We start from the raw sequence: 17,092 nt of genomic DNA on the forward strand, positions 1-17,092 counted from the left end.
GGCTGCTATTCTGCGGCGATCACGGTATTACGTCCCCCTGAATGATATAAGCAATTTGGCATAAGCATTGCAACAAGTTGTATATACAATACTATACGCCTTAGGCTTCACTCAGCATCGTGATGATCTGACTACGTGATGCCAGTGACGGCGACCTGACATTTTGCCCGTTTGATCGGGTTTCCTTTTCGCAGAACTTGTATAGACAGGAGTATACTATGCTGCTCGGTACACAAACATGTCACCTGACGCCCGGTGAGGTGGATTTGGCGACGCTCAAAGCCATCTACCACGGCGATGTCAGCCTGGCGTTGGATGAAAACGCACGCACCGGGGTGATTGCCGCCCGTGATACCGTTGATGCAATCGTCAGTGCCGGTAACGTGGTGTACGGTATCAACACCGGCTTCGGCAAGCTGGCTCAAACTACCATTCCCGCAGCCCGCCTGGCCGAATTACAACGTAATCTGGTGTTATCCCACAGTGTCGGTCTCGGCGAACTGCTGCCAGATAATGTGGTACGCCTGATCATGGCAACCAAAATCATCAGTCTGGCGCGTGGCCATTCCGGCATCCGCATCGAACTACTGGACGCACTGATCGCCCTGTTCAACGCCGGTGTGATGCCGTGTATTCCTGAAAAGGGCTCGGTCGGTGCTTCTGGCGATCTGGCTCCGCTGGCGCATATGTCGCTGACACTGCTGGGTGAAGGCGAGGTGCGAGTAGCAGGTAAACGCATCCCCGCCGTAGAAGGGCTGAAAAAAGCCGGTCTGGAACCGTTCGTCCTCGGCCCGAAAGAGGGACTGGCGCTACTAAACGGCACCCAGGTATCCACCTCACTGGCACTGCGCGGCCTGTTCGAGGCCGAAAAAGTGTTCGCCGCCGGCCTGATATCCGGCATGCTCTCACTGGAAGCCATTAAAGGTTCAGTTAAACCATTCGACGCCCGGATTCATCAGGCCCGCGGCCAGCAAGGCCAGATAGCCGTAGCCGCCGCCGTCTCCACACTGCTGGAAGGCAGTGAAATCCTCTCCTCTCACGTCAATTGCGGACGCGTGCAGGATCCCTACTCTATCCGTTGTGTACCGCAAGTCATGGGTGCCTGCCTGGATAACCTGCAACACGCCGCACGCGTGCTACAGATAGAAGCCAACGCGGCTTCCGACAACCCGCTGGTATTTACCGATACCGGCGACGTCATTTCTGGCGGTAACTTTCATGCCGAACCAGTGGCCTTCGCCGCCGATATCATCGCGCTGGCGGTGGCAGAAATCGGCGCCATCTCCGAGCGCCGTCTGGCATTACTGCTGGATAGCGGTCTGTCCGGTTTGCCGCCGTTTCTGGTCAACGATGGCGGCGTCAACTCCGGCTTTATGATTGCCCAGGTCACCGCCGCCGCGCTGGCATCGGAAAACAAATCCCTCGCCCATCCAGGCAGTGTGGACAGCCTGCCTACCTCCGCCAACCAGGAAGATCATGTTTCGATGGCCACCTATGCGGCGCGGCGTCTGGGAGAGATGTGCTTCAACACCGCCGCGGTGGTCGGTATCGAAGCTATGGCCGCGGCACAAGGTATCGATTTTCACCGCCCGCTGAAAAGCTCCGCCGCCCTGGAACAGGAGCTGGCACGCTTGCGTGAGCGCGTAGCGTTCCTGGATAAAGACCGTCTGATGGCACCCGATATCGAGCAGATGCGACTATGGGCTGTCAATACTGTCTGGCCTGATGCCATCACCACCATGCTGCCCAGCTACGCCTGATCAGGGATAACCCTATTTTGGATAAGGAATAAGAAATGACTGAGACTGTAAGCAAAGCCGTCGCTCGCGTGGTGCGCGCCCCTCACGGCAGCGAATTGCACTGTGCCAACTGGCTGATTGAAGCCGCTTACCGCATGATCCAAAACAACCTCGACCCAGACGTAGCTGAGCGCCCAGAAGATCTGGTGGTCTATGGTGGGATTGGCAAGGCGGCACGCAACTGGGAATGTTTCGAACAAATTCTGCGCTCGCTCAAGGCGCTCCAGCCAGAAGAGACGTTGCTGGTACAGTCCGGCAAGCCGATCGGGGTGTTCCGCACCCATGCCGACGCTCCGCGGGTGCTGATCGCCAACTCGAACCTGGTGCCCCACTGGGCCAACTGGGACCACTTTCATGAGCTGGATAAGGCCGGTCTGATGATGTACGGCCAGATGACCGCCGGTTCGTGGATCTATATCGGCGCGCAAGGCATTGTGCAGGGAACCTATGAAACGTTTGTCGAAGCCGGCCGTCAGCATTACCACGACGACCTGCGTGGCAAATGGATCCTGACTGCCGGTCTGGGCGGCATGGGCGGTGCTCAGCCGCTGGCTGGTGTACTGGCTGGCGCTTCGGTACTGGCGGTGGAATGCCAGGAATCGCGCATCGATTTCCGTCTGCGAACCCATTATCTGGATTACAAAGCCTACGCTCTCGACGACGCTCTGCAAATGATCGCTGAAGCTAACCAGGCACAGCGCGCTATTTCGGTCGGCTTACTGGGCAATGCGGCTGAAGTGCTGCCGGAGCTGGTCAAGCGCGCCAAAGCTGGCGGTATGAAACCCGATATTGTCACCGATCAAACCTCAGCTCATGACCCGATCAATGGCTATCTGCCGATCGGCTGGACGCTGGATCAGTGGACCCGGTTGCGTACCGAGGATCCACAGGCAGTGAATAAAGCCGCACGCGCCTCCATGGCGGTACATGTTCAGGCGATGCTCGACTTTTGCCATATGGGCATTCCAACCGTCGACTACGGTAACAACATTCGTCAGGTGGCGCTGGACGAAGGCATCAGCGATGCCTTTGATTTTCCTGGCTTCGTGCCCGCCTATATCCGTCCGTTGTTCTGTGAAGGTAAGGGGCCGTTCCGCTGGGTCGCCCTGTCCGGCGATCCGGAAGATATTTACAAGACGGATGCCAAACTCAAAGAACTGTTCCCGGACAACAAGAATCTGCACCGTTGGTTAGATATGGCACGCGAACGCATCGCCTTCCAGGGGTTGCCGGCCCGTATCTGCTGGCTGGGTCTTGGCGAACGTCATCTGGCTGGGCTGGCATTCAATGAAATGGTACGTAATGGCGAACTGAAAGCACCGATCGTTATCGGCCGCGACCACCTGGACTGCGGCTCGGTGGCCTCGCCCAACCGCGAAACCGAGTCGATGAAAGACGGATCTGATGCCGTATCCGACTGGCCGCTACTCAATGCGCTGCTCAGCACTGCCGGTGGCGCCACCTGGGTTAGCCTGCATCATGGCGGCGGCGTGGGCATGGGCTTCTCACAGCATGCCGGTCTGGTGATCGTCTGTGATGGCACCGAACAGGCTGACACCCGTCTGGGTCGCGTACTGTGGAACGACCCCGCTACTGGCGTAATGCGTCATGCTGATGCGGGCTATGACAGCGCCGTAGCCTGCGCCCATGCGCACGACCTGAATCTGCCGATGGTGAAGTAATCCCTGACAGACCGTTGACAAACCTACGTATAGCGTCGGAACGGTGATAATGAGAAAGAGGAGTAAGCATCCGCGCCAGGGATGAAGCGGTTTGAGCTTACAGGGAGAGACTTGCAGCGTCTTTATGATCTTCTCATTATCACCGCTATACATGCTTTGTCATCAAACGCGTTTGATATTATCGCTGCCCCTCCACGCGATTCAATCTGGAGACCATTATGTCCGAGCAGTTGATTAATACGTTGGTTCGTAAAGAAGCACGACAGTTGGGTGCCTATAACGCCGGGCTGTCCGATGAAGCAGTTCGTGCCCACTATAACGTGGATACCATTGCGCGTCTGGCCAGTAATGAAAATCCGCTGGGAGCCAGTCCACAGGTGATAACCGCGTTGCAGGAGAGTGCCCGCCTCAGCGCCATTTACCCGGATCCCAGCAGCCAGCAGCTACGCGATGCACTGGCGCAGACCAGCGGCGTAGACGCCAACCGGGTGATTATCGGCAACGGATCGGAAGACTTGCTCAAACTCCTGTGTCTGGCCTTCGTTAACCCTGGTGACCGGGTAGTGACACTGCTACCGTCGTTCGGTCTGCATCTGATTTACCCACAGATGATGGGAGCCAATGTCACTGGTGTACCGGTCAATGCCCAGATGGCATTTGATGTCGCAGCCTGGCAACAAGCATTGCGGACTCCGGCTAAAATGGTCATGTTCAGCAACCCATCCAACCCAGTCGGCTGCATGCTGGACCGCGACGGCTTCCAGCGCCTGGTTGACAGTGCGCCACAAGATTGTCTGCTGGTCATCGATGAGGCCTATTACGAATATTGCGCACAGTTGGATGGCTATCCCGATAGCCTGGCAGTGCTGCAACACCAGTCGCGGCCATGGGTCGTATTGCGTACTTTTTCCAAAGCTTATGGTCTGGCAGGGCTGCGCGTCGGCTACGGACTGGCCAGCGATCCCGCGTTGGTCGATATTCTCAACCGGGTGCGCACACCATTCAATATCAACCGTTCAGCCCAGGCAGCGGCTATCGCCGCCCTGCACGATAGTGACCACACCGCACGCAGCGTAGCCCACGTCAGCGCTCAGCGTACCTGGTTGGCAGATCAATTGACTCAACTCCGGTTACAGGTGGTGCCGTCAAGCGCCAACTTCCTGTTCTTCCGTACTGCGTGGGATAGCGCCGCGCTGGCTCAGCGGCTACTGCCATTTGGTGTGATTGTCAAACCCTGGCTGGAGCCGGGTTATACCCATTGGATCCGCGTCTCGGTGGGTAGCGCGGTCGACAATCAACGTTTCATCAGTGCGCTCAGGCAGGTACTATGATCTTAAATCTCGACGACTTTCGGACGCAGGCCCGACGGGTACTGCCTGGATTCGCATTCAGTTATGTGGATGGCGGGGCAGATGATGAACGCACGCTGGCGCATAACCGAACCGTATTCGAACGCTGGCAATTCGTGCCACCAGTGCTCAAGGACTGTAGCCAGCGGGATCTGAGCGTAGTTCTGGGCCGGGAGACTTTGTGCGCCCCCTTGCTCATCGCCCCTACTGGCTATAACGGCATGCTACGTTATCAGGCTGATCTGATGCTGGCACGTGCCGCACGCCGTGCTGGCATCAGCCTAATCCAGAGCACCGTCTCCACCGCCTCGCTGGAAGAGGTGGCAGCCGACGGTCAGGGCCATCACTGGTTTCAATTGTATGTCCTCAAAGATCGCCGCGTAACCGTCGATCTGCTCACCCGCGCTCGCGCCGCCGGTTGCACCACACTGGTGGTATCGGTGGACGCGGTACATTTCGGCAATCGGGAACGAGACAAACGCCACTACCGGCGGCCGATGAAACTGTCGCTGCGCAGCTTGCTCGATGTGGCGCGCCGGCCAGGCTGGGTCTGGCGTACCTTAAAACCACAGGGTATGCCGGGCTTCGGCAACCTAAAACCCTACCTGCCACCACAATACCAACGTGGTGTCGGCGGTGCAGCCTATTTTGCCGAGCAGATGGACACGACCCTCAACTGGGAAACACTAAGTTGGCTGCGTCAGCAATGGCAGGGAGATCTATTGATCAAAGGGATCATGACGGTAGAGGATGCGCGTCAGGCGATGACGCTGGGGGCGGATGGTGTCGTGCTATCCAACCACGGTGGCCGTCAGTTGGACGGTAGCATCAGCCCGATGCTGGTACTGCCGGACATCCGCCACGCACTGGGTGAGCAGGCGATCATTCTCATTGACAGTGGTTTTCGCCGCGGTACTGATGTCGTCAAGGCACTGGCGTTGGGTGCCAACGCCGTACTGCTGGGACGCCCTTTGCTGTATGCGGTGGCTGCCGCCGGTGAAGCCGGTGCACATCAGGCGTTATCCATCCTGTACGCTGAAATCGATCGCACGCTGGCACAGCTAGGTTGCCGTTGCATCAATGAGCTAGGCCCGCATCTGCTGCGGGAAAACCTCCCGACACTACGTTGAAGCGGCGTGAACTCCCTCACTGCCATATCAAACCGGCCGTACATGGCCGGTTCAGATCGCCGCCAGATATCCCCCATCGATATACAGTACCTGACCGGTTATATAGCGCGCCGCATCAGAGCACAGAAAAATTACCGCACCAACCAGATCATCCAGCTCACCGAAGCGTCCTTGCGGAATCTTTTGCAGCATCGCCTCGCACCACTGGGTATCCTGATAGAACACTGCGGTTAGATCGGTGCTGAAATAACCAGGCCCGATACCATTAACCCGGATACCGTCACGCGCCCACTCAGTGCTCAGGGTGTGGGTCAGCCCCACCAGTCCCGACTTCGACGCGCCGTAAGCCGCTGCGCCCGGCACACCCACCTGGCTGGTCAGCGAACACAGATTGATGATCGAACCGCCGCTATTTTTCACCATAAACCGGGCGGCAGCCTGAGCCGTAAAAAAGCCCCCTTCAGGTTGGTGTCAACAATGCGCTGCCATAGCGCCTCATCCAGATCCAGTGACGGACATACCTGCTCAGTGCCCGCATTGTTAATCAGAATATCCGGGGCAACATCCAGTGCGGCAAACACCGGCGAAATCTGCGCGGTGTTTGCCACATCCAGCAACACGCCCTGCGCACCGGCATCCACCTGACGCAGGTGCGACAGCGCCGCCGACAGGCTGTCTTGATCGCGTCCGGTAATGGTCACCATAGCACCCGCCTCGGCCAGTCCCAGTGCTAGCGCATGGCCAATACCACGCGTGCCGCCGGTCACCAGCGCATGCCGGCCCTGTAACGAAAAAGTCTGCATACGCGCATTCATGACCGGATCACCAATTTAAGATAGGGACTCTTGCCCTCGATAAGATGGTCATAAGTCTGAGGCACCGCGTCCAGCGGGATTGACCGCGCCACCAATCCCCACAGCTGCACCAGCCCTGCCGCGACGACCGGCTCGGCGACCGACGCCACACGTAGATCACCAATGCCGTATAACCGTACCACCTTCATACTTCGCTCCTTAAATCAGTTGCTGCAACCACTGATTGAACGCGTCATCGCCCTCGCTACCGAGCATCACAGCCAAAGACAGACCTAGCGGCGAACTGACCGACGTATGCCCACTACCTCCACCGGCTCGCAAATCCAGCACCAGCATCGGACAGCAGAATAACGCCAGCCGCACGATGCGCTGCCAGTGCCGGGGTAACCAACCACGCGCCTTCAGCTCGCGCAGCAGAGGACGCCAGTAGCCCTCGCCCTTACTATTGAGGAACGCGGCACGCAGTGGCGTCAGTTGCCAGTCGTGCTGCACCTCAAGGGTATCACCGCGTCGTTTAACACTGACCTGATAACAATCCGTCGCCTGCGCTGGCTCATATAGCCAGTGCGGATGGGCAAAAATATTGTGGAACGTGGCCTTAACCTCCGCCAACAGCGCTGGAATATGGCTGCCAGCAAACGCCGGGTCGAAACTCACCAATTGTGGCTGATCAGCATGGGTATCAAACCACACATTCGCATTATGGGCATCACCGTGCGCCACCACCACGCCGTGGTTAGCCAGACGTCCCGGCGCCAGCACCACTGCGGCCTCCAAAAACAGTTGGCGCAACGTATGACCATAACGCACCCCGTTGATTTCCCATTGCAAATTGCTCAACGTTTGCCAACTGAGCGATTCGTCACCCAGTTTAAAGGTTTGATCCACATAGAACCGTTTGACACGGCCACCGAGTCCCGGCGTATCGCCAGGGGACACCAGCCGGTGATAGAACAATTGATGAATCGGTTCCATCACCACGTCGGCGGCCTGCCCCGGTTGCAATGTCGGCAAGGTAAGGGCCAGGATTTCGGCGTCGGCACGCTGTTGTGCATCCACCACTGCGCCCATCCCATCCCAGTCGCCACTCAGCTCGATATCACGGCACACGTCCGCCAGCCGACGATCATTGCGCAGTTGATACAATAAAATTTGCCGCCCCGGTTCACCACAGGCATACAGCGGTACATCCACCCGGAAACCGTGATCGCGCAGCAACCCAGCACGGTAATACTCCTCAATGGTGTGGTCTTCACCCTCTTCATGGTGGTATTTGAAGAACAGTGTGCGATCATCCGCCAACGTGACGCGGCCGTTCAGTGAATTCAAACTGTACTGGTCGCGGTTAATCTCCAGATGGCGAGCAGGTATGCCGACGACTTCCCCAATCAGCTGACACAGCTTGTCACTCGCCGGTTGCCATTTTCCAGCACGCGCCAGTGTCCGGGCTTGCGCGGCCAGTGGTTCGCGGCAGGCCTCAGGCATTGTTTTTTCCTTCCAGTAGTCGCTTGCGTACATCGGAAACTGCCAGCGCATGTCCCGGAAAACCTTCGTATTCGGCGAAACGCTTGGCCTTGACGGCCAGTGGGTCATAACCCGCGGCAGTGACATAACCGATGGAGATGCGCTTCATGTAATCAAACACTGACAGCGGCCCGGCCGTTTTAGCCGCACCGTTGGTGGGCAGTACCGCGTTAGGGCCCAACACAAAGTTACCTAAAGTGATCGGAGTATAATTGCCCAACAAGATCTCACCGGCATTGCGAATCTTCGTCATCACCGCCATTGGCTCGGCGGCCAGGATTTCCAAATGCTCTGGGGCATACTGGTTAACGAATTCCACTGCGGTGGCGAAATCACGGGTCAGCACCACGCCGCCGTGATCGCCGCCCAGGACTTTCTGCGAGAACTCGGCGCGTTTTTCGGTCTGCTGCGCCCAGTAACCGGGCAAAGCGGCGATGGCCTGCTCCGCCACGCGGCGGCTGGAGGTCACCAGATAAGCGGATGAGTCAGGACCGTGTTCCGATTCAATCAGTAAATCGAGTGCCGCCAATGCGCCATCTACGCTGTCGTCCGCCAGAATCAGACTTTCGCTTGGGCCGGCTGGCACACCCGGATCAAGCAGGTGGGTCAGTTGACGCTTGGCTGCCACGACCCACGGGCTGCCTGGACCGACGATTTTCAGACACTTTGGCACGCTCTGGGTGCCGTAGGCCACTGCCGCCACGCCCTGAGCGCCACCACATTTGTAAATTTCCGTGATACCCACCAGACGCGCCGCCACCAGAGTCGCGTCATCCACCTTGCCGTCCGGTCCCGGCGGGGTAATAACAATTGCGCGCGGAACACCGGCCACCACGGCCGGCACCGCCGTCATGACCAACACGCTAGGGAATGAGCCTTTGCCGCGCGGCACATAACAAGCCACTGCGTCGATCGGCACATGGCGATCGCCAGCAAAGGCACCTGGCTGCATTTCCTTGAGCCACATCTCTTCCGGTTTCTGAGCCTCGTGAAAAGCACGCACGTTTTCCACCGCAAAGCGGATCGATTCGATCACTTCCGGGTCCATGCGTGCAAAAGCGTCGTCGAACTCACTTTCTTCAGCACGGATAGCGAAATGTTCCGGCTGCACACCATCGAATTCACGGGCGAAACGGATTAGCGCCGCATCACCTTCCTGCTGTACCGCGGCAATAATCGGCACCACACGTTCGGTGAAGAATGACAGATCGGATTCAGTACGTTTGAACAGTTCGGCGGGCAGCGTATCTGACGCCGACAGATCATGAAAAGTTACAGCCATCTTCATTTCCTTTATTCATTAGCCAGTGTTGGATGGCGTATGCGATCCAGAACACGATGTTGTAGGTCAATAAATTCAGTCTCTCGGCTTAACGCCTCTACGCGTGGGCGTGGCAAGCCAACATCGAAAGTCGTCTCTATAACGCCTGATCCCATCACCACAATACGATCAGACAGCCACACTGCCTCCTCAATATCGTGGGTGACGAACATCACCGTCAGACGGTGCTTTTCCCAGATTTCAATCAACAGTTGCTGCATCTGGTGACGCGTCATGGCGTCCAACGCACCGAACGGCTCGTCCATCAACAGGATCTTCGGACGGTAAGACAGCGCACGTGCAATCGCCACGCGCTGCTTCATGCCACCAGACAGCTCGCCGGGCCAACGGTCGCCGGCGTTGTCGAGTTTCACCAGTTCCAGGTGTTGCTGAGCGATATCACGGCACTGACTGGCGGGGATGCCAGCCGCTTTGAGGGCGAATTCAATATTCTGACGCGCGGTCAGCCAGGGCAACAAGGTGTAGGATTGGAACACCACACCACGATCGATGCCGGGACCGGTGATCGACTGCCCATCCACCAGCACGTCGCCGCTGTCGAACTCTTCCAGTCCGGCGGCGATAGACAGCAACGTACTTTTGCCACAACCCGAGGCACCGACAATCGACACGAACTCGTTATCATGCAGGGTCAGGTCGATACCGTGCAGCACGCGGCGGCGCGTTTTGCCCAACGGAAAACTTTTTTCCAGCGTTTGCAGGGTTAAGGTCGCCATCAGGAACGCCTCCGGTTATAGCGAAACAGCACGCGCTCAGCGGCGCGCATCAGTTGGTCGGTAATCAGTCCGAGGAAACCGAGCAACAGGATATAGCCGATGATCGTGTCGGTCTGGAAATAGCGCTGCGACACCACAATGCGGTAGCCCAGTCCGGAAGTTGAAGCCACCAGCTCGGCCAGCACCAACCAGGTCCAGGCCCAACCCAGACTGATACGCAGAGCATCCCAAATACCGGGTAATGCCGCTGGCAACACAATACGATACAAGATCTTGCGATCCGGCATGCCCAGTGTGCGGCCCAGACCAATAAAGTCGATGGGCACCCGCTTGACTGCATCAATCATCATCAGCACCTGCTGGAAGAAAGTACCAATCCAGATCACCAGGAACTTTTGGATATCATCGGTGCCGGTCCACAGAATGGTCAGCGGCACAAAGGCTACCACCGGCATATATCGGATAAAGTCCACCAGCGGTTCGACGATAGCCTTGAACAGACCGTAGCAACCCGCTAACACACCGATGACGATAGACATCACCGACGAAATGGCAAAGGCGATCACAATGCGGTACAGGCTACTTTCCACATCTCCCCACAGTGTCCCATCAGCCGCGAGGCCGGCAATACGCAACCAGACGCGATCCAGACCAGGTAGAAAAATGGCTGGGATCGCACCGTTACGGGTGGCCAACCACCAGCTCAGCAACAGCAGCACAAACACTGCCACGGCGATAGTCAGAAATTGCGTGCGTGTAGGTTCCTTACCGATGGTCATCAGGCTCCAACGACGACGGCGCGGTTTGTCTGGCATGCTGACGCTCTCCAGCTTTAACGAACTCATACTGCCTCCGAACACAGCCGGTTATTACGCCTCCCGGCGGAGGACATCAGGACGAGGAACGTTCATGGCGACGTCCCCGCCGACTCTCCCCGCAGAGGGAAGAGAACGTGGAAACAGTAACGATCACTCAGCGTTAACGAAACTGGCGTTAATTGCCTCTTTCGGCGTAATAGCTCGGGTTACGATACCCGCATCGGTAGCCGCTTTAAGTACATGGGTGAAGGTTTTGTTCGAGAACTCGTGGCTCAGTTGCTGCTTGTTCTCTGCCAGGGTGTAATATTTGATACCGTTAAAAGCGGTACTGAGGTCTTCCGGTGTGGAGCCGACCGCCTTGGCAATCACTGCGCGATCGGCAGTAGTATTAGCCTGATAATGCGTCACTGCCGCGCCCCAGGTCTTAATCAGGGCCGCAATCTGACCGGGTCGGTTCTTGATCATATCATCACGCACGACCAATACGTCGCTGATCAGACCCGGATCGTTTTTCCCGCTGTAGAGCATTTTCACGCTCGGGTCCGCTTTCATTGCTACCGACAGATAAGGTTCGTAGGTCACCGCTACCGGTACACGTTTGGCAATCAGCGAGCTACCGGCAGACGCGGCTGGCATCGGCACTGGCTTGATGTCACGGAGCGACATCCCGACTGAGGACAGGGCGCTACGCAGCAAAATATCGCTGGTGGTGCCTTCTTCATAAGCCACCCGCTTACCTTTCAAATCCTTCAGGGTTTTCACGTCTTTGGACACCAGCATGGCATCAGCAGTCTGGCTCTGATCTAGCAACAGGACAATCTTCACGGGCAAACCGGCGGAAATCATGCCCATCGCGGTATGGGTCGCAATACTGGCGGCGTCGATCTGGCCGCTGGCCAGCGCCGCGTTAATATCCTTGTCTTCAGCAAAGTTGATGATATCGACTTTTTCCAGACCGTTTTTCTTATACAGGTTCTGAGCGGCGGCAACATGCCACTGGCCATAACCCAGCCAAGGCTCCACACCTAATTTCAACTCACCAGATTCTGGCGCTGGCGCCGCCAGGGAAGTGGTGGACGCTAGTACGCCAAGACAGAAAACAGCAGCGAGTGACAATTTTATGGTACGCAAAGAAAGCATATCGATTTCCTTCTGGTGAAGTTAAGCAAGTTTCAAGTTGTCTTCTGTCTATTAAGTCATTGTCTGTCTATGTATATACAAGTATATGCAATATAAATGCCAATCTCTCAACATACTTACTTCGCGCTTTACACCACCATAGGCAGGAGCTTCGTTTCATCGTCATAGGTAACAGACTGACTCAATGTAGTGCAGGGTGGCGATACTTTGCACCACAACCGCTCGCATTTTGAGCATAACCGGGGCAATGAGAAGGGCCTTAACCTCTGTCGTAGAGCTTAAGAGAGTTTATTAAAATTATCGGCACAGACGGAAAAACACTATCCAGAAGGGGGACGTTACAATTACTGCGTTTATGTTATTGCATACGGTGGTGTGAAAAACACAGATAGAAAGGAGTAAAAACGCCATATTTCCTTTGATAAAAAAGACGATGACATCAATCAAAACCCACTTTTAGTGATCAAAAAACACACAAACAAGAGAATAAATTAAAATTTTCTAATATAGTATCGATCGTTTATACAGATCAATAATCTTTTATTGATAGATTTCAACTATATTAAGGCTATCATCGATCGGTACAAGTGATTTGCCTTTAACGGAAAGTCTGTCATAAATATAAGCAGCCATATTCATCACAGTCACATGATTTATATATAAATTTTTCTGGCACACTACTGTGTCAGTCGCAGATCAGTTACAGGTGCAATACAGGATCTTTTTCGCCTTCATCAGGGATATCTTACGACAGTAATAAATAAATCAGTTCCTGCCTCCAGTATTGTAGGAAATGAGATGAGTATGGCTGGTTACACCCTAAATAAATCAAGTTGCAGGACCCCGGCAAACGAAGAGATCCCGATGAGATTACTCAAGTTAGTGATTCGGGTGGCAACGCTGCCGGGAGCAGAGTTGTATGCGACTTGACAAGGCCCTCGCACAACCAACAAATTTTGCTACAAATTCAGAATAAGCATATCGGGTGAACTGAAATGCGAGGATAAATTCAGGCTCTGTTAACGGATCTCATTAACATACATGACGTTCCTGGTAATAAAACGGTGATGGGCCAGAATCACTGGCAGTGCGCTCTGATCAAAAGAGATTTCATCAATGACCAGTATCGCCTGAGGCGATTGCAACGCCAGTAATCGACAATCTTCTTCATTGGCCAGTTCAGCGGTGATCTGCTCACGCACCGCCGCCACTCGAATATCGTACTGATCCATCAAAAACCGGTAGAGCAATGACGGCACTTGATCTTCATGCGGAAAATCGGGCAGACGCGCTTCAGGCAGCACAATAGTTTCATGCATGGCGGGTACACCATCTATTTTTCTCAGCCTTTTTAGGTAGATAACCGTGTCACCTGATTGCAGCTTCAGTTTTTCCACTTCTTGTTCACTGGCGAGCGCTTGGTGGTAATCCAGCAGGATCGTTTGTGAATTGAGCAAACGACCATCTTTGCCATGAAGGCGGAAATAGCGCCGGAAAGCCATGTCGCAGTAATACTGACCGGCGCTAATAGCGATACCACTGAGGATTCAGAATCACCAGACATTGGCTAATTCTAGTCCTGACGTGCTTCCGCCGTCCTGCCAGTCGGCCAAAGGATGAATGCCTTGTGCCAATCATCTTCCACTGCTCTAAAGTTTAAAAATAATCATTAAAATCAATCACGCTAAACACAACGCACTCTCAAGCCATTTTCAGAAAGTGGAAAATGGCACTCACCGACATCAGCCCCATATACCAGGTCAAACCGCAGATCGCCAGGCCCAGCCACAACAACCAACGCGGATAGCGGTAACCCTCCATCAGATCCGCGCATTTCCAGCCTACGTAGAGAAATAGGCTCAGACCAATTGGCAGGATAAGTCCATTAAACCCGCCGGCAAAAACCAGTAATGCGGCAGGAGCGGTCCCCAACAGAAGATAAACCGCCAGCGACACGGCAATAAAGATGATCGTGGCAATATTGCGCTGACGCTCGGTAATGGATTTTTTAAATACCGTAATAAAGGAGACGGACGTATATGCGGCCCCGATAACACTGGTCAGCGCGGATGCCCAAAAAATAAGGCCAAAGATGCGCCCCCCGAGAGCCCCGGTTGCATGCTGGAAAGCTTGAGAAGCCGGATTCGCTACCTGGCTGGATATATCAAGCGTTACCCCGCTAGCCACCACCCCCAATACGGCAAGGAACAGCACATAGCGCATTAACCCCACCACAAGAATGCCTTTGGTGGCCGCAGAAGAAACTGCCTTGATGTTCTCAACACCGCCCATGCCTTTATCCAACAGGCGGTGGGCGCCGGCATAACTGATGTAGCCCCCCACCGTGCCCCCGACAATAGTGGTGATGGAAGCAAAGTTAACCTTGTCCGGAAACACACTCTGGCGTAGTGCCTCACCTATCGGCGGGGAGGACATAAATGCGACGTACAGCGTCAAAACGATCATCATCAATCCCAAAACAACAATCATGCGGTCAATGACCGTACTGGCTCGACGTGACGAAAAAATATAAATGGTGATAAATGCGCTTAGCAGCCCTCCCCATTTGGGATCAAGGTCGAACATCGCATTTAATCCGAGCCCGGCCCCGGCAATATTACCGATGTTAAACACCAACCCGCCGAAAATAACCAGCACCGCCAACAAATACCCACTACCTGGCAAGGCGATATTTGCAACATCCGCCGCACGCATCCGGGTCAAGGTGACAATGCGCCAGATATTCTGCTGCACCACAAAGTCGATGACGATAGACGCCAAAATACCGAAGGAAAACGCGGCCCCCATCGTGGCCGTAAAAGTAGCGGTTTGCGTAATAAAACCAGGGCCAATGGCAGAGGTGGCCATCAGAAAAATGGCCGCGATCAATGAAGATCGTCGACCACGAACAAACGCTTTATTCTGTGTTTCTCGTACCATCATACAATTTGCCTTCCAATGGGATAGTTATCCAAAGGTTTTATTAAGCAAAGTATGATCCATTGTTGTTTCTTTCTTGGCAGAAAATAACTACGAGTATGCGTCTGCCCGAAACGGCGATTAGTAGCACTAATGGATTATTTCGTATGCAATTAATGACCCTTTATTCATCGTTGCGTTAAAACATGCTCGCCGTCACAGATAGGACAAAAAATAAAAAAACGTAATTTTATAGTTAATTTCCTCAATTGGTTACCAGAAAAATACCTCCTTATACTCCATGGACACTGACGCACCTGCCCCGCGCTAATTCGTTATTTCTCTGAATTAACACTCGTGCCATTTAATACATCGGGAAGCGTGTGTCTATAAAAACAATTCAGTGGCCTCAAGGCCATTATCTTCCTGACAAAAAGAAGGAAGTTCATAATGATAAATAACCCGGTACTCTCCGTAAAAGATAAAATAGGTTACGGTCTAGGTGATATGGCAAGCGCGCTGGTATGGCAAACCGCCACCCTGTTCCTGGCGTATTTTTACACCGATGTTTTCGGCTTGCCCGCCGCGGTAATGGGCACCATGTTCCTGGCGGTACGCGCAGTGGATGCTTTTATCGACCCCTATATTGGCTCTCTGGTCGATCGTACTCATACCCGATATGGCAAGTTTCGACCCTGGTTATTATGGTTTGCTGTACCTTTCGGCATCTGTTGTCTGATTACCTTTTATGTACCCGATATTTCGCTGACAGGAAAAATCATTTACGCCAGCGTAACTTACTGTCTTCTTTGTCTGGTTTACTCAGCAATCAACGTACCCTACTGCGCGATGCCCGGAGCACTGACCCAAGATCCGCGTGAGCGTCATTCAATCCAGTCATGGCGTTTTGCCCTGTCATTTATCGGCGGGTTGGTGGTAACAGTAATCGCCTTACCATTGGTGGATTGGTTAGGGCAAGGCAATGCCCGCAACGGATATTTTTACGCCATGAGCCTGATGGGATTGTTGGGTGTGATTCTGTTTTTCTGCTGTTTTTTTATGACCAAAGAACGCTATCACCCAGGAAACAGTGGTAAAAATTCAATATTCAACGACCTGAAGCTACTGTGGCGTAATCACCAGTGGCGTATCGTTTTTATCTTTAATATCTTGCTGCTGGTGGCAGTAGTCACCCGCGGATCAGCCACTATTTATTATGTAAAATATGTTCTATTGCAACCACAGCTGATATTTCCTTTTATTGTCAGCGGTATGGTAGCGGCGCTATTTGGCGCACTGCTTTCCGAAACGCTGCTCGGTAAATTTGACCGGGTGAAATCTTATCAATATATGATCCTGGCCTTTGTCATCTGCGGCTCGGCGATATTTTTTATTTCTCCACACGCCGTGTGGCTGATATTTTCCCTTAATATTATTTTCAGTTTTATCCAGAATCTCACTACCCCGTTGCAGTGGACCATGTTTTCCGATGTGGTGGATTATGAAGAACACCGCACCGGCCGTCGTTTGGACGGTCTGGTCTTTTCTACCGCGCTGTTCGCCATCAAATTCGGATTGGCAATCGGTGGTGCGGTAGTCGGCTGGGTACTGGGCTTTGTCGACTACTTGCCCAACACCGCGTTGCAGTTACCAACGGTGTTAACCACCATCAACGCGCTATTCACCCTCGTCCCTTCGCTGCTCTTTACCCTGATGGGAATACTGCTGTTTACCTACAAACTTAACAGCAGCTATGTGCGAGACATTGCCAGCCAGCTGGCGCTGAAAAACCGATCCACACCAGACACAACGGAACCGGCGGTGAATCATGCAAACATCTGAACATCCCAACGGCTGA

15 protein-coding genes are annotated in these 17,092 nt (G+C 54.2%); 5 read left to right on the forward strand and 10 right to left on the reverse strand.

Annotated features, from left to right (window positions below):
* The first annotated feature begins 218 nt into the window (after nt 1-218).
* From hutH to PCO85_17630, 4 genes are all read left to right on the forward strand, one after another.
* Nucleotides 219-1,760: a histidine ammonia-lyase gene (gene hutH / locus PCO85_17615; protein WJV52992.1), complete on the forward strand. Its 1,542-nt coding sequence runs from the start codon at nt 219-221 to the stop codon at nt 1,758-1,760.
* Nucleotides 1,761-1,795: 35 nt separating this feature from the next.
* Entirely contained in the window at nt 1,796-3,481 is a 1,686-nt protein-coding gene (locus PCO85_17620) for a urocanate hydratase (protein ID WJV52993.1), read from the forward strand.
* A 218-nt stretch (nt 3,482-3,699) separates the two neighbouring features.
* Nucleotides 3,700-4,812: a histidinol-phosphate transaminase gene (hisC, locus tag PCO85_17625; protein ID WJV52994.1), complete on the forward strand. Its 1,113-nt coding sequence runs from the start codon at nt 3,700-3,702 to the stop codon at nt 4,810-4,812.
* Nucleotides 4,809-5,960, forward strand: coding sequence for an alpha-hydroxy acid oxidase (locus PCO85_17630; protein WJV52995.1), 1,152 nt, complete (start codon nt 4,809-4,811; stop codon nt 5,958-5,960). Before hisC ends, PCO85_17630 begins: the two co-directional genes overlap by 4 nt.
* A 51-nt stretch (nt 5,961-6,011) precedes the next feature.
* On the opposite strand, the gene PCO85_17635 is transcribed toward PCO85_17630, so the two are convergent.
* From PCO85_17635 to PCO85_17680, 10 genes are all read right to left on the reverse strand, one after another.
* Nucleotides 6,012-6,383 (reverse strand): SDR family oxidoreductase, encoded by a 372-nt coding sequence (locus PCO85_17635; protein ID WJV52996.1) that lies wholly within the window; start codon nt 6,381-6,383, stop codon nt 6,012-6,014.
* Nucleotides 6,377-6,775 carry an SDR family NAD(P)-dependent oxidoreductase gene (locus PCO85_17640; protein WJV52997.1) on the reverse strand — a complete coding sequence of 133 codons (399 nt, stop codon included), beginning with the start codon at nt 6,773-6,775 and terminating at the stop codon, nt 6,377-6,379. The genes PCO85_17635 and PCO85_17640 overlap by 7 nt, the downstream gene beginning before the upstream one ends.
* The gene (locus PCO85_17645; protein WJV52998.1) at nt 6,772-6,963 is read right to left on the reverse strand and encodes a hypothetical protein; all 192 of its coding nucleotides are present in this window, start codon (nt 6,961-6,963) and stop codon (nt 6,772-6,774) included. Before PCO85_17645 ends, PCO85_17640 begins: the two co-directional genes overlap by 4 nt.
* Nucleotides 6,964-6,973: 10 nt before the next feature.
* The gene (locus PCO85_17650; protein ID WJV52999.1) at nt 6,974-8,260 is read right to left on the reverse strand and encodes a hypothetical protein; all 1,287 of its coding nucleotides are present in this window, start codon (nt 8,258-8,260) and stop codon (nt 6,974-6,976) included.
* The gene (hisD, locus tag PCO85_17655; protein WJV53000.1) at nt 8,253-9,587 is read right to left on the reverse strand and encodes a histidinol dehydrogenase; all 1,335 of its coding nucleotides are present in this window, start codon (nt 9,585-9,587) and stop codon (nt 8,253-8,255) included. The genes PCO85_17650 and hisD overlap by 8 nt, the downstream gene beginning before the upstream one ends.
* A gap of 5 nt (nt 9,588-9,592) precedes the next feature.
* Nucleotides 9,593-10,357: an ABC transporter ATP-binding protein gene (locus PCO85_17660; GenBank protein WJV53001.1), complete on the reverse strand. Its 765-nt coding sequence runs from the start codon at nt 10,355-10,357 to the stop codon at nt 9,593-9,595.
* On the reverse strand, nt 10,357-11,202 hold the full coding sequence (locus tag PCO85_17665; protein ID WJV53002.1) for an ABC transporter permease: 846 nt from the start codon (nt 11,200-11,202) through the stop codon (nt 10,357-10,359). The genes PCO85_17660 and PCO85_17665 overlap by 1 nt, the downstream gene beginning before the upstream one ends.
* 123 nt (nt 11,203-11,325) lie before the next feature.
* The gene (locus PCO85_17670) at nt 11,326-12,315 is read right to left on the reverse strand and encodes an ABC transporter substrate-binding protein (protein WJV53003.1); all 990 of its coding nucleotides are present in this window, start codon (nt 12,313-12,315) and stop codon (nt 11,326-11,328) included.
* A gap of 1,019 nt (nt 12,316-13,334) precedes the next feature.
* Nucleotides 13,335-13,817, reverse strand: coding sequence for a UTRA domain-containing protein (locus PCO85_17675; GenBank protein WJV53004.1), 483 nt, complete (start codon nt 13,815-13,817; stop codon nt 13,335-13,337).
* A gap of 199 nt (nt 13,818-14,016) precedes the next feature.
* Complete coding sequence (locus PCO85_17680; protein ID WJV53005.1) at nt 14,017-15,258, reverse strand: divalent metal cation transporter; 1,242 nt, start codon at nt 15,256-15,258, stop codon at nt 14,017-14,019.
* Between the two features lie 426 nt (nt 15,259-15,684).
* Between PCO85_17680 and PCO85_17685 the strand changes: the two genes are divergently transcribed.
* A complete protein-coding gene (locus PCO85_17685; GenBank protein ID WJV53006.1) occupies nt 15,685-17,076 on the forward strand; it encodes a glycoside-pentoside-hexuronide (GPH):cation symporter in 1,392 nt (463 codons plus the stop codon).
* The last annotated feature ends 16 nt before the right edge of the window (nt 17,077-17,092 follow it).

The organism is Prodigiosinella aquatilis, from assembly GCA_030388725.1.
Taxonomy (GTDB): domain Bacteria; phylum Pseudomonadota; class Gammaproteobacteria; order Enterobacterales; family Enterobacteriaceae; genus Prodigiosinella; species Prodigiosinella aquatilis.

Coding starts and splice junctions, on each gene's coding strand:
- hutH (WJV52992.1), top strand. CDS start 219: ATGCTGCTCGGTACACAAACATGTCACCTGACGCCCGGTGAGGTGGAT.
- PCO85_17620 (WJV52993.1), top strand. CDS start 1,796: ATGACTGAGACTGTAAGCAAAGCCGTCGCTCGCGTGGTGCGCGCCCCT.
- hisC (WJV52994.1), top strand. CDS start 3,700: ATGTCCGAGCAGTTGATTAATACGTTGGTTCGTAAAGAAGCACGACAG.
- PCO85_17630 (WJV52995.1), top strand. CDS start 4,809: ATGATCTTAAATCTCGACGACTTTCGGACGCAGGCCCGACGGGTACTG.
- PCO85_17635 (WJV52996.1), bottom strand. CDS start 6,383: ATGGTGAAAAATAGCGGCGGTTCGATCATCAATCTGTGTTCGCTGACC.
- PCO85_17640 (WJV52997.1), bottom strand. CDS start 6,775: ATGAATGCGCGTATGCAGACTTTTTCGTTACAGGGCCGGCATGCGCTG.
- PCO85_17645 (WJV52998.1), bottom strand. CDS start 6,963: ATGAAGGTGGTACGGTTATACGGCATTGGTGATCTACGTGTGGCGTCG.
- PCO85_17650 (WJV52999.1), bottom strand. CDS start 8,260: ATGCCTGAGGCCTGCCGCGAACCACTGGCCGCGCAAGCCCGGACACTG.
- hisD (WJV53000.1), bottom strand. CDS start 9,587: ATGAAGATGGCTGTAACTTTTCATGATCTGTCGGCGTCAGATACGCTG.
- PCO85_17660 (WJV53001.1), bottom strand. CDS start 10,357: ATGGCGACCTTAACCCTGCAAACGCTGGAAAAAAGTTTTCCGTTGGGC.
- PCO85_17665 (WJV53002.1), bottom strand. CDS start 11,202: ATGAGTTCGTTAAAGCTGGAGAGCGTCAGCATGCCAGACAAACCGCGC.
- PCO85_17670 (WJV53003.1), bottom strand. CDS start 12,315: ATGCTTTCTTTGCGTACCATAAAATTGTCACTCGCTGCTGTTTTCTGT.
- PCO85_17675 (WJV53004.1), bottom strand. CDS start 13,817: ATGGCTTTCCGGCGCTATTTCCGCCTTCATGGCAAAGATGGTCGTTTG.
- PCO85_17680 (WJV53005.1), bottom strand. CDS start 15,258: ATGATGGTACGAGAAACACAGAATAAAGCGTTTGTTCGTGGTCGACGA.
- PCO85_17685 (WJV53006.1), top strand. CDS start 15,685: ATGATAAATAACCCGGTACTCTCCGTAAAAGATAAAATAGGTTACGGT.